Raw genomic sequence first — 11,961 nt, forward strand, 5'->3', positions numbered from 1 at the left:
TGTATCAAGGATGGTAGTGTCAATGGCTAAAGATGAATACAAGCAAATGGCCCAACAAATCATTGCAGAAGTAGGGAAAGATAATATTTCCAATGCAACCCACTGTATGACACGTCTGCGTTTAAATCTCAAAGATCAGTCACTGATAGATGATGAGAAGATTAAGGCGATTAAAGGTGTGATAGGGGTTAATCGTGCCGGGGGACAGTATCAGATTATTATCGGGCAGACTGTGGATAAAGTTTTTGCGGCCTTTACTGATTTAACTGGTTTGGCTGTTAAATCAGAATCGGAAAATAGAGATAAGCCAAAAGAAAAATTAACAGTTAAATCTGCTTTTTTAAAAGCCTTAGATTATCTGTCAGGCAGTATGACACCGCTCATTCCTGCTATGATTACAGCGGCAATGTTTAAGACTATTCAAGTAGTTGTCGGACCGGAATTACTGGATCTGGTCAGTGCAGATAGTGACTTTTACCTCTTATGTGGTTTTCTTTACAGTGCTTTCTTCTACTTTCTGCCCATTTTTTTGGGTTTTACTGCGGCTAAAAAATTGGGTGCCAGTCAAATTATGGGGCTCTATATTGGTGCTCTTCTGGTTGTTCCGGAATTGGTTCAGCTGGATGGTCAAGGTTTTACTGTTTATGGTCTTATTCCGACGACTATCCACAACTATTCTCAAACTGTCATTCCGGCGGTTTTAAGCGTTTGGGTGATGTTTTATGTGGAAAAATTTTTTAAAAAGATAATTCCGGCTGTGCTATCAACCATTTTTGCCCCTTTCTTAACGATGTTCATCATGACACCGCTTGTACTTGCCGTACTTGCTCCGCTGGGTAATATTTTAGGCGGCTGGATTGGGAGCGGTCTGATTGCTTTTGGCGGAATCGGAGGTTTCTTAGCAGTTGCTGTCGTTGCTGCTCTTTGGGAATTGTTAGTCATGACAGGCATGCATATTGTTTTAATTACTTTTGCCCTAACCAGTCTTCTTACAAATGGTGTTGACCGTTTTATTATGGTAGCAGCTATTCTTGCTACTTGGGCAACATTTGGATTAGCTTTAGGAGCGGCGCTTAAAATTAAAGATAAGGAAGAAAAAGCACTTACCTTTGGTTATGTTATCAGCGGTATTGTTGGCGGAGTGACCGAGCCCACTATTTACGGGGTCATGCTTAAGTATAAACGCACCATTGTGACATTGGCCCTAGGCGGTGGTTTAGCGGGTGCTTATGCTGGTTTAACCCATGTTGGTTTGTATGTTGCCGGCGCTTCAAATTTTCTCAGCGTTGTCGGCTATTTTGCTGGCGGAATGACTAATATTATTAATGGGTTTGTAGCAACAGGGATTGCTTTTTTCGGCACAGCTGTTTTGACATACTTTTTTGGATTTGAAAAGGAAAGTCAGCACATCAGTCCATCGGTGTCAGAAAAGACACAAACTATTACAATTACCAGTCCTGTGGCTGGTAATACTGTAAAACTTGCTGATGTGGAAGATGACGTTTTTGCTTCTGGCATGATGGGCAAAGGTATTGCTGTTGAACCATCTGAAGGGGCTGTTTTCGCACCGGCCGATGGAGAGATAAGCGTTCTTTTCCCTACTGGTCATGCGGTTGGACTGAAAACTGATGAAGGAGCAGAAATCCTTATTCATATCGGTATGGATACAGTGACACTGGACGGTCAAGGGTTTACAACATATGTGACCGCAGGTGATAAGGTAAAAAAAGGACAGAAGTTAATTGATGTTGATCTTGAGGTCGTTAAAAAAGCTGGGCTCAGCAGCCTTACACCGATTGTCGTTAGTAATACAGATGCATTTGAGAGAGTTGTGGCAACAACTGAAGATGATGTTTTACCAGGAAAATTCTTGCTAAAATTGATTAAATAAGGAGAGCTTATGCCAAAAAAATTACTGTTACGTGCAGATGATCTCGGTTATTCTGAGGCGGTTAATTATGGAATCGAAAAAACCATCAAAGACGGTCTTATCCGCAGTCTGGGAGTGATGGTTAATATGCCGGCTACCCAGCATGGTGTTGGTTTAATCAAAGACTGTTATCTGGCTCTTGGCGTACATACTAATATTTGTACTGGTAAGCCTTTAACGAATCCTGAACTTATTCCAAGTTTGGTTGATGAGAATGGTGAGTTTAAATCATCGAAAGTATACCGTTCTGCTAAGGAAGACTTTGTTGTCTTTGAGGAAGTGGTCTCGGAAATTGAAGCGCAGTATCATCGTTTTCTGGAACTTTTCGGCCGGCAGCCGGATTATTTTGAAGGGCATGCGGTAGCTTCAGACAATTTCTTTAAAGGTTTGGAGCATGTGGCAGATAAATACCATTTGAAGTATTCTGGTTTTTCTATGGGAGGATCTCCCCTTAGGATAGGTCAGTCACAGGTCCAGTTCAATATGGAATCAATGGCGCCAGATTACAATCCTTTTGATATGCTAAAACGTATGGTGGCAAAGGCCGATGAGGAAGTGGTACAGTTAGCAGTTTTTCATCCGGGTTATCTGGATACTTTTATTTTGTCGCATTCCAGTCTAACTTTTCCTCGGACACAAGAGGTTGACCTTCTGACTGATCCGGATGTTAAAAACTGGCTGATTCAGCAGGAAATCAGCTTAATAGATTACAGAGATCTGTGAGCTGAATGTAAAAGAATCGGTTCATTTATATTAGTAAAAATATTTGACTATTTTTCCTTCTTATTTTAAAATATAACAAACCACCTGTAGTAAGAGGAGCGTCATGAAGTTTATTTATTATAGTCTGACTGCCGAGGAGGCTCTTCAGTTACATTTTTGGTCTGAAGGGCAGTACTCTGTATTTAGCTTAACTGCTGACTATGAGATATTCAGAGAAAAACTCACTTGGCTGCTGGAAAACCAAACTTACTATAAAATTTCTTACCGCGGTGCCCATATAGAAAAGCCAATACTTACAGTAGTTGGTACTTTAATATCTAAGGGATTGACAGCTAAAAATATTAGTCAAAAGGTCAAAGTACTTGAAGAATTGACAGGATCTCCCAGTCAGCGATTAAGAAATGTACTGGCTGATATAGATACAGACTTTTATTCTTTTTACTTAGAATTACTGGCCCATCCACTTATGTTAGATATTGAGACCTTTGATGGCCGAATCTACCATAACAGTTTTGACCGTTTAGAAATTCAGGCACAGCTACGCCCTGCTGGGACAATCAAAGACTATCTGATGCACTTAGAATTAATCTTTCAAACAAAGGCATTTCAAAAGGTTTTCCAGCAAAAGAACTATCTGCTGCAAGAATTTTCGGGACAGTTTTCGATTCCTGTTAATCTGACAACAACCGATGCTCAACTGACGGAATCATTTTATACGCAGAGAAAGCTGCAAGATGCTGACTCAGTTTTTATACCGCAGAAATATTTACCCTTTACCTACTTTCTAAAAGGCAATCTTGAACAGCTTTATCATACTTATCAGAGCAGCCATCCTAAACAGGCTATCAGAAGACGGTTTGGTAAAAATGGTGCTCTTACCCAGTTGGGAGATTTTGTTATTTCGTCGGGCGCTTCAGCACCTATAGGTTTTCAAATCAAGGGATTTAAGCCTGAAAAAAACTGGACCGGTCAGGTCAAAGCCAAGTATTTTGACCATGCTATTCGTCTGGATTTGACGCATATTCAGACCAACATCTTGCTGCACACGGTAAAAGATGCCTATTTTCAACAGCAATTATCTAAAGTTTTGACAAAATGGCGGAACGAACCTGATAAGCGTCAGGCTTTGAACCGGCTTCTGTATCCGATTCAAGGGAGTATGGATACTTCTTTTGACCATCATTTGCATACTCCGCATTATGCTTACAGTATGCGTATAACCCATAACCTCCTTTTGATTGGTCTTTTGACAACATTAGTTGAGGAGGGCATGTCTCCGATCAGCCTTAATAACGAAGTAATTTTTTTAGAGACGCACCATTTGAACCAAAAACGACTCGAGCAGCATCTGCAAACCTTAGATAGCTACTTTGATTATCGTATTGTTGACAATTTATTTATCAAGGATACTAATAATTATACCTACTTTGATACCCGGGATCAAAAACAGGTTTTTAGAGGAGCGTCATTCAATCATTATGAGGGGGCTGATGTGATAACTAATTTGGATGCGCCGCCGATTGTGGATGCTGTTTTGCGCCGAATGATTATTGAACTGGGAGAATTTGATGTCTCTATGATTTCAGCTTATTTGGCGGATTTTATCCAAAAAGAGTCTTTAGAACGTATCAAAGAATATTTTATGCTTCCTTTGTACCCTTTAAAGAACCGCCGGCAATTTGTGTTTAAAAATGCTTGCTGTCAGGAAATTTTGTCTGCGAAAGCCTGTTTTATATCACAAAGTAAGGAAGCATGGACTTACAGGCGGCTGTATGTCAGTAAAAAAGCAGTCAGTCAAGAAGCAGCCTTTTTAAAAAAATACGGCATCAAGTCGGATACACCTTTAAAAGAAGTGGCTAACAGCCGACTGCGTATAGAACCGATAGACGCTTTATCTGCAGAGAAACTTGATTTAGGCTACTATTCGAAATTGATTGCTGATGAAATGGCTCTATGGGAGGTGAGTGAATGGCGATGACGCATTTGGAATTCTTTGCATCACTGGATTTTGATGACGGACTGGCCGTAGTGACTAAGATATTTGAACGTTTTCCTTTACAATACGGAACAACTCTAGGGCTTGACGGCCATCCGCAGATTCGTCCGCTAGAATTTAAATTTGAGGAAGGCGGTGTCTTGTATTTTGATACTGTGACCTTCTACAGTTCATATAGAGAAATGCAGACACATCCCTATTTGCAGCTTTGTATCGGCGAGCAGGAAACGATGACTTACCTGCGTCTGGGTGGCAAGGTAAACTTTACGAAAGACAGGCGGATTATTGAGCGCTGTTTTGAATCCAGTCCAGTGTTAACCTCACAATTTAGTGACCAGCCTGATAAGGTTATCGCTTACTATCTGACTGAAGTTTGGGCGGAATTTCAGTCCTTTTCGCCGAATTTGCCAGCCAAACGCTATCTTTTAAAGAACAAATATGATGTTTAAAAACTAAACACGCCTAAACGCTGCGGGAAAAAGAAACATGTGCGGTTCTAGTGCTGACTTAAGTTTTGGCCAGCCGTATCTGACTGAAGGCTTTGTCGTCTTGACAGCTGACCGCACCCTTCTAGTCATCTTGGCAGAGGGAGCTGCCTGAGAAATCAAAGATTTCTGGCTTACCGTCTATTTTCCCATTGCGTTTTTCACGGCCTTTGTATCTTGGTGGAGGAAAAAATGAAAGGAAAGAAACGTATTTTAGGGCTTTTGCTGCTTATCGCTGGAGTGATTGGCGGAGGGTTGATTTGGTTTAGACAGTCAGTCCGGACTTCTCAAAGTGAGACAGTTATCAGAATAGGGTCTAAAGATTTCACAGAAAATCTGGTTGTGGCTGAAATCTATGCTCTGGCGCTGGAGGACGAGGGCTATAAGGTTGAACGTGTCGCTAATATTTCAAGTTCGCTTATCCATGAGACAATTCTTAATGATGAGATTGATCTTTATCCTGAATATACGGGGACAGGATTATTGACTATTTTGGGAGAAGGACTGGAAACAGACCCTGAAAAAGTGTACGAAACCGTAAAGAGACAGTATAAGAAACAGTTTCAGCTAACTTGGCTGGATTATGCAGAGGCTAATGACAGTGCCGGACTGGCTATTCGCAAAGAAACAGCTGATAAATACAATATCAAGACTATTTCAGACTTGCAAGAAAATGCCGGAAATATTCGTATGGCTTCACAGGGTGAATACGAGGAGCGTGAGGACGGTCTGCCAGCGCTTGAAAAAGTCTACGGAAAATTTAATTGGCAGTCTTCACAAATTTATGACAACAGTTTGAAATATCAGGTCCTTGAGAATAATGAGGCAGACGTGACGCCTGCTTATACAACTGAAGGCCAGCTGGCAGAGACGGATAAGTTCCTTATTTTAGAGGATGATAAACATGTTTGGCCGCCATATAACTTAGCACCAGTAGTTCGAGATGATCTTTTAGAGGATTATCCTGAGATAGAGGAGATTTTAAATAAGATCTCAGCGAGTTTAGCTACTGAAACCGTCACAAAACTTAATGCTCAAGTTGATGTCGAAGGAAAAGAGTATGCTGATGTTGCAAAGGAGTTTTATAATAGTATCAAATGAGGGGGGAATATATAATGGAAATTTTATTAGATAAACAAACTGCTGTTATTTTCGGTGCAGGGCGGGGAATCGGCCAAGCGATGGCCCAAGTTTTTGCTGAAGCTCAGGCAACGGTTTATGTGGCAGATATTATGCTTGAAAATGCGCAGATTTTAGCCCAAGATATTGTTGACCAAGGCTATAAAGCTGTAGCCGTGTCCTGTGATGTTTCAGATTATGAATCGGTTGATGCTGTTTTAGAAAAAGCAGAAAAAGAAACGGGCCGATTGGATATTATTATTAACAATGCAGGGATAGTGACTCTGGATTCTTTTTTAGAAACTAGCCAAGAAGATATTCAGAAATTGTTTAATATCAATTTGCTTGGAGCAAATAATGGAATGCAAGCGGGAATTAAACGAATGAGGAAATATGATAAGGGTAAAATTATTAATACCTCATCATTTGCAGGACGCCATGCTTTACCAGAAGGGTTTTCTCATTATGGTATGACTAAAGCGGGGATCATTTATTTGACACAGGCAGGAGCGTATGCTGGAGCTGATTATAATATCAATGTTAATGCTATTTGTCCCGGTATTATCCGCTCACAAATGTGGGAAAAAATTTTAGACAGTTATGCCCAAGCCGAGCAAGACAGAGAAGAAGCTTGGAGAACAAGCTTGAAACATTTTATCCCTCTTAAAAGAGGCGATCAGAAGCCGGAAGATATTGCGTATACGGCTCTGTTTTTAGCTTCTGACTTGGCTGACCATATCACCGGGCAAGCCATTAATGTTGATGGTGGAGCTGCAATGAACTAATAGAAATAACAGATATAGTAGGAAAGGTATTGTATGAAAGAAAATAGTATTATGTATTTAGTAGAAGCTAAAGTTGATGAAAAAGACCTATCATCCTTAAGAGAACTGATTAAGAAAATGGTTGATCATACGCGTGAAGAAGAAGGTGCGCTCACTTATCACTGGTCAATCAAAGGAAATACGGTCCATACAATTGAACACTATCGTGATAACGAAGCTGCTAAGATACATCTGGCCGACTTCACACAGCATTTTGCAAAAGATTATATGGATCTTGTTGAGGTAACGGCCTGCACGGTCTATGGACGTCCAAATACCGAGGTGAAAACTGTTCTCGATGGTTTTGAGGCAGTTTACCGAGAAACGATCGATGGTTTTGTCAAATAAAGGGCTTAGAAAGTAGAAAGGGACGAAAAAAGATGGCTAAAACAGTTATGGTAACAGGAGGTGCGCAAGGGATTGGTGAGGCTATCTCGAAACGCTTAGCTAAAGACGGATTTACGGTTGTCATTGCTGATTTGAATCTCCAAAAAGCTGAGGCGGTTGCTGAAACTATTAAGTCGCTTGGCGGTCAGGCATTAGCGGTTCAAACTGATGTCTCAGACCGTGCCAGCTTCTTTTCAGCAGTCAGGACAGCTGCTGAAAGATTGGGAAGATTTGATGTGCTGGTTAATAATGCAGGTATCGCTCCGGGTACACCGATTGAAACTGTGACAGCAGAAGATTTTGATCAAATTTTCCGCATTAATGTAGCAAGTATTGTTTGGGGAACGCAGGCTGCCTTAGAACAATTTGAAAAGAAAGAGCGACAAGGGACAGAAATCATCGGCAAGATTATCAATGCCAGCTCACAAGGCGGTGTGGTCGGCAATGCTGGCGCCTTTCTTTACAGCGGTTCTAAATTCGCTGTGCGCGGTCTAACGCAGGTTGCCGCCAAAGATTTGGCTGCAAAAGGGATTACAGTGAATGCCTATGCTCCGGGGACGGTCAAGACCCCAATGCTTTTATCTGCAGTCAATGATATTGCCCAAGCTAATAATCAAGATGAAGAATGGGCTCTGCAGCAATTTAGTCAAAATATTACTCTGGGACGTTTGTCAGAGCCGGAAGATGTGGCAGCAGGAGTGGCTTTTTTAGCAGGATCAGACTCCGACTATATGACCGGTCAAACACTCGAAATTGACGGCGGCATGCAGTTTCATTAAAGGAAATATTGCGAACAGAGCAGATTGAGCATATTTCTTTGTATCTCAGTCAAAAAAGAAAGGAAAATACAATGGTCAGATTTGAAGAAAACAATATACAAGCAGTCGGCAGCACGTATTCTTTGGTTAAATGTAATCATGAGCCTGTTGTTCGTGTTGTTAAAGATAAGGCCATCATGGAAGATGATGAACCCACCTATGCCAAAATGTTAGACAGTGACTTCCATGATGGGACGATTGAAGCTGATGTCCTTAGCCGTCTGTTACCTGACGCACCAGACCATGCCCGTGGTTTTATTGGGATAGCTTTTAGAATTGCCGCTGACGATTCAGCCTTTGAGGCTTTCTATATCCGGCCAACCAATGGCAGAGCAAAGGTTCAGCTGCGCCGAAACCGTGCAACACAATATTTTTCCTATCCTCATTTTAAATATATGCATTCAAGAGAGTCGCATCCTGGGGAATACGAAGCTTATGCAGATATGGAGTTAGACAAATGGATCCATTTGAAAATAACTGTTCAAGGAGAAAAAGCACAGCTTTACCTGCATCACCAAAAACAGCCGGTTCTGATTGTCAATGATCTTAAGCACGGAGACAGCAGAGGGCAGATTGCTCTTTGGGTTGATATAGGGACAGAAGGTTTTTTTAAAAATGTAAAAATCACCTCTCTTTCATCATTATAAAAGGATTTTTTATGGGGAAAAAGATGCAGCAGGCAGAAAAACGTCTGTTTTTAATCCATTATTTATTAAAAGAAAACAGAGCTTACAGTGCTATTGAGATTCCTGACAGTAGCGAAGCGCAAAAAACTCTCCTTCGGGCCCTTTTAAATGTCAGACCGCCTCAGGCTGTTTCTTCCGAATTTTTAGCTGTTCAGGACAGCTATTTGCAGACAGAATTACTGAGAGGAGGGATAATCTCAATTGGGGATCTTTCTCCTCTTCAGCCTCAGCTTTACCTCTGGCGCGGAGATATCACACGGCTCAAAACAGATGCTGTTGTCAATGCAGCTAATAGTCAAATGCTGGGCTGTTTTCTGCCTAACCATGCCTGTATTGACAATGCCATTCATACCTTTGCAGGCATTCAGCTGCGGCAGGCTTGTGATAAGCTGATGAAGGTACAGGGGCATTTAGAGAAAACGGGAAAAGCGAAAATAACGCCTGCTTATAACCTGCCCAGCCGCTATGTTATCCATACAGTGGGACCAATCGTGACACAAGATCTTACAGATACCGAGCGGGATGATTTACGTTCCTGCTACCATTCATGCCTGATAATGGCAGAACAGCACCATTTAAACAGTATTGCATTCTGCTGTATTTCAACGGGTGCGTTTCATTTTCCTAATGAAGAAGCTGCACAGATTGCCGTGTCGGCGGTCAAACAATTTTTACAGGAAAGTAAAAGTCAAATGAAAGTGGTGTTCAATGTTTTTAAAGAAAAGGATGAAGAAATCTACCAAAAAATACTCCAACCATAATATTAGAACGGCCCGTCATCTTTTACAGGAAGCAGAAGCCGTTTTAGTCGGAATCGGTGCCGGTATGTCCGAATCTGCAGGCTTGACTTACTCAGGGGAGCGTTTTACTCGTTATTTCTCAGATTTTAAGGAAAAATATGGTATCTCAGATATGTATTCCGGCGGTTTTTATCCCTTTGCCAGTCAAGAAGAATACTGGGCTTGGTGGAGCCGCCATATTTACTATAATCGCTTTGCTGCTGATGCTGGAGAACCTTATCTTAATCTATTAGAGTTACTTAGAGATAAAAATTATTTCATTTTAACCACCAATGTTGATCACCAGGTCCAAAAAGCAGGTTTTAATAAAAAGAAGCTTTTTTATACCCAAGGGGATTACGGGTTATTTCAATGCTCAGTTCCCTGCCACCAAAAAACATATGATAATAGGGCCGTCATTCTTGAGATGCTTGATAAGCAGGAAAACATGGCTGTTCCTAGCGATTTGATTCCTTACTGTCCCAAATGCGGTGCTGTAATGACCGTCAATCTGCGTTCAGATAACCGTTTTGTCGAAGATGCCGGCTGGGAAAAAGCTAAGCAAGGTTATGGAACATGGCTGGAAGCAAATATTGATAAGAGAATTGTTTATTTGGAATTAGGTGTTGGTATGAACACTCCAGCTATTATCAAATACCCCTTTTTGAAATTGACGGCAGCGAATAAAAAAGCTGTATTTCTGACAGTTAACCAAATCTCTTTTCAGTACCCTGATGAAATCAATAAACAAATCCTACAGCTGACGGGCGATATCGGAGAAATGCTATTAGCTTTATTGCTGCAGTAACTGTCACACTCTTGCCTTTGCCCAGGGTGTTTGACCCGCTTTAAAAAAGCTGTTTTTATTAAATCTCATCAGAAAAAGTGACAACATAAGACCACTGATTTAGAAATTATGATAAAATAGGAGTAATTAAAAATTGGAGGAGATCTTATGGCAACAAAAGAAGAGTGGACCAGCTTATTTGAGACGGTTGTCGGCCGCAAGCCCAGTCCGCAGGAGTTTATGAAGGCAAAAGAAACCGGTTTTGATCCAAGTAAAATTATCGAAATTTCAAGCGCTGAGCGGGTGGATGCTGCAGCGCAGCCTCAAAATACTGCTGCAGTAAATAAAACCTCGGCTGCAGATGATAAGAAGGCTAAGGAAAATATCGTTTTACCGATTGTTTCCTTTGTTGTTTCAGGCCTTTCCCTGCTTTTGGCTCTGCTGACTCCCTGGAAGATTGCGTTCACCATATTGGCTCTTTTAGGATTGATTTTTGCCATGATCCTGCTGATTGTCAATTGGAAGAAAAGTAAGAAAATCCTGACTGTTATTGCTTTTGCGGCCGCTGCGCTTGCCTTTGTGTTTAGTCTGGGCGTGACAGCTTACACGACTTTCAATGGTGATTGGTTTAAGACTGTTACCGAGGAGCCTAATCGTGATAAAGATGCCGACGAGGATGACCTCGATGATGATGGAGAAGACAGCACGGATATCAATGACTATATTGACAAAGATTATCAATTCGACTGGACTGAGTCTGAGTTTACTTCTTTAAATGTCTATTCTGTTTCGTCAGATAAAAGCGGAGACAAGGTCAAAGATATTCTTAAAACCTACGGCAAAGCAAGTGATGCTCGAATCAGCGATAACAGTCTGTATCTGACTTACAAAGATGGCAATGATTCTAAAACGGTTGATCTGACGTTCAGCCGAAGAGATGGAGTCTATACACTGACCTCCGCTCATGCCTATAGTCTTACAGATAATGTTAAGACAGATTCAAACTATAAGTCAACTTGGAAACAGTCTGACTTTGATGCTTTAAAAGAAGCCTCTGATTCAGATTTGACAGCAGGCAGCAAGTGGGCAGATATTCAAAAGAAATTTGGTAACCCTGAGTCAGCTGTAGAAAGTATTTCTAATTACGGCTATGGTGATGGCTTTGAGAAAAGCTTGGATGTTACCTATAGTGACTATTCCTCTTCTGAGGACTATTTATCCTATGTCAGCCTTGGTTTTAAAGAAGAAGACGGCACTTATTATTTGACACACAAATACGCTAGTGGATATTAGGTCATTTTTTGACATAAATGCTTAAACAGCTTAACGGTTTACATGAAAAAGCCGGGATTTGAACAGTACCTCTAAAGTTAGATTTCTTGTCTGACTTTAGAGGTGCTGTTTTTATGACATTTAGCTGCTGGAAA

General features: G+C 41.1%; 12 protein-coding genes. All 12 read left to right on the forward strand.

Features of this window, described 5'->3' with window-relative positions; genetic code table 11:
- Positions 1–22: 22 nt before the first annotated feature.
- The 12 genes from DDV21_RS02555 to DDV21_RS02610 all read left to right on the forward strand — a co-directional run bounded on the left by DDV21_RS02555 (position 23) and on the right by DDV21_RS02610 (position 11,827).
- Complete coding sequence (locus DDV21_RS02555; RefSeq protein WP_116878685.1) at positions 23–1,891, forward strand: glucose PTS transporter subunit IIA; 1,869 nt, start codon at positions 23–25, stop codon at positions 1,889–1,891.
- Positions 1,892–1,900: 9 nt separating this feature from the next.
- Complete coding sequence (locus DDV21_RS02560) at positions 1,901–2,653, forward strand: ChbG/HpnK family deacetylase (RefSeq protein WP_116878684.1); 753 nt, start codon at positions 1,901–1,903, stop codon at positions 2,651–2,653.
- 103 nt (positions 2,654–2,756) lie between these two features.
- Positions 2,757–4,631: a hypothetical protein gene (locus DDV21_RS02565; protein WP_116878683.1), complete on the forward strand. Its 1,875-nt coding sequence runs from the start codon at positions 2,757–2,759 to the stop codon at positions 4,629–4,631.
- Positions 4,622–5,098: a pyridoxamine 5'-phosphate oxidase family protein gene (locus tag DDV21_RS02570; protein WP_116878682.1), complete on the forward strand. Its 477-nt coding sequence runs from the start codon at positions 4,622–4,624 to the stop codon at positions 5,096–5,098. The genes DDV21_RS02565 and DDV21_RS02570 overlap by 10 nt, the downstream gene beginning before the upstream one ends.
- A gap of 228 nt (positions 5,099–5,326) precedes the next feature.
- On the forward strand, positions 5,327–6,235 hold the full coding sequence (locus DDV21_RS02575; RefSeq protein ID WP_116878681.1) for a glycine betaine ABC transporter substrate-binding protein: 909 nt from the start codon (positions 5,327–5,329) through the stop codon (positions 6,233–6,235).
- A gap of 14 nt (positions 6,236–6,249) precedes the next feature.
- On the forward strand, positions 6,250–7,038 hold the full coding sequence (locus DDV21_RS02580; RefSeq protein ID WP_162886274.1) for an SDR family NAD(P)-dependent oxidoreductase: 789 nt from the start codon (positions 6,250–6,252) through the stop codon (positions 7,036–7,038).
- Positions 7,039–7,071: 33 nt separating this feature from the next.
- Positions 7,072–7,425: a putative quinol monooxygenase gene (locus DDV21_RS02585; protein ID WP_116878679.1), complete on the forward strand. Its 354-nt coding sequence runs from the start codon at positions 7,072–7,074 to the stop codon at positions 7,423–7,425.
- A gap of 32 nt (positions 7,426–7,457) precedes the next feature.
- Entirely contained in the window at positions 7,458–8,243 is a 786-nt protein-coding gene (locus tag DDV21_RS02590; protein ID WP_116878678.1) for an acetoin reductase, read from the forward strand.
- Between the two features lie 71 nt (positions 8,244–8,314).
- Positions 8,315–8,929, forward strand: coding sequence for a hypothetical protein (locus tag DDV21_RS02595; RefSeq protein WP_116878703.1), 615 nt, complete (start codon positions 8,315–8,317; stop codon positions 8,927–8,929).
- Between the two features lie 23 nt (positions 8,930–8,952).
- On the forward strand, positions 8,953–9,729 hold the full coding sequence (locus DDV21_RS02600; RefSeq protein WP_116878702.1) for a protein-ADP-ribose hydrolase: 777 nt from the start codon (positions 8,953–8,955) through the stop codon (positions 9,727–9,729).
- Positions 9,677–10,555, forward strand: a complete 879-nt coding sequence (locus DDV21_RS02605) for an SIR2 family NAD-dependent protein deacylase (protein WP_116878677.1) — start codon at positions 9,677–9,679, stop codon at positions 10,553–10,555. The genes DDV21_RS02600 and DDV21_RS02605 overlap by 53 nt, the downstream gene beginning before the upstream one ends.
- 147 nt (positions 10,556–10,702) lie before the next feature.
- On the forward strand, positions 10,703–11,827 hold the full coding sequence (locus DDV21_RS02610) for a hypothetical protein (protein ID WP_116878676.1): 1,125 nt from the start codon (positions 10,703–10,705) through the stop codon (positions 11,825–11,827).
- Positions 11,828–11,961: the final 134 nt, after the last annotated feature.

The organism is Streptococcus chenjunshii (assembly GCF_003086355.1).
Taxonomy (GTDB): Bacteria; Bacillota; Bacilli; order Lactobacillales; family Streptococcaceae; genus Streptococcus; species Streptococcus chenjunshii.

Excerpts from the sequence above, each read along its gene's own strand:
- DDV21_RS02555 (WP_116878685.1), top strand. The coding sequence starts at position 23 with ATGGCTAAAGATGAATACAAGCAAATGGCCCAACAAATCATTGCAGAA.
- DDV21_RS02560 (WP_116878684.1), top strand. The coding sequence starts at position 1,901 with ATGCCAAAAAAATTACTGTTACGTGCAGATGATCTCGGTTATTCTGAG.
- DDV21_RS02565 (WP_116878683.1), top strand. The coding sequence starts at position 2,757 with ATGAAGTTTATTTATTATAGTCTGACTGCCGAGGAGGCTCTTCAGTTA.
- DDV21_RS02570 (WP_116878682.1), top strand. The coding sequence starts at position 4,622 with ATGGCGATGACGCATTTGGAATTCTTTGCATCACTGGATTTTGATGAC.
- DDV21_RS02575 (WP_116878681.1), top strand. The coding sequence starts at position 5,327 with ATGAAAGGAAAGAAACGTATTTTAGGGCTTTTGCTGCTTATCGCTGGA.
- DDV21_RS02580 (WP_162886274.1), top strand. The coding sequence starts at position 6,250 with ATGGAAATTTTATTAGATAAACAAACTGCTGTTATTTTCGGTGCAGGG.
- DDV21_RS02585 (WP_116878679.1), top strand. The coding sequence starts at position 7,072 with ATGAAAGAAAATAGTATTATGTATTTAGTAGAAGCTAAAGTTGATGAA.
- DDV21_RS02590 (WP_116878678.1), top strand. The coding sequence starts at position 7,458 with ATGGCTAAAACAGTTATGGTAACAGGAGGTGCGCAAGGGATTGGTGAG.
- DDV21_RS02595 (WP_116878703.1), top strand. The coding sequence starts at position 8,315 with ATGGTCAGATTTGAAGAAAACAATATACAAGCAGTCGGCAGCACGTAT.
- DDV21_RS02600 (WP_116878702.1), top strand. The coding sequence starts at position 8,953 with ATGCAGCAGGCAGAAAAACGTCTGTTTTTAATCCATTATTTATTAAAA.
- DDV21_RS02605 (WP_116878677.1), top strand. The coding sequence starts at position 9,677 with ATGTTTTTAAAGAAAAGGATGAAGAAATCTACCAAAAAATACTCCAAC.
- DDV21_RS02610 (WP_116878676.1), top strand. The coding sequence starts at position 10,703 with ATGGCAACAAAAGAAGAGTGGACCAGCTTATTTGAGACGGTTGTCGGC.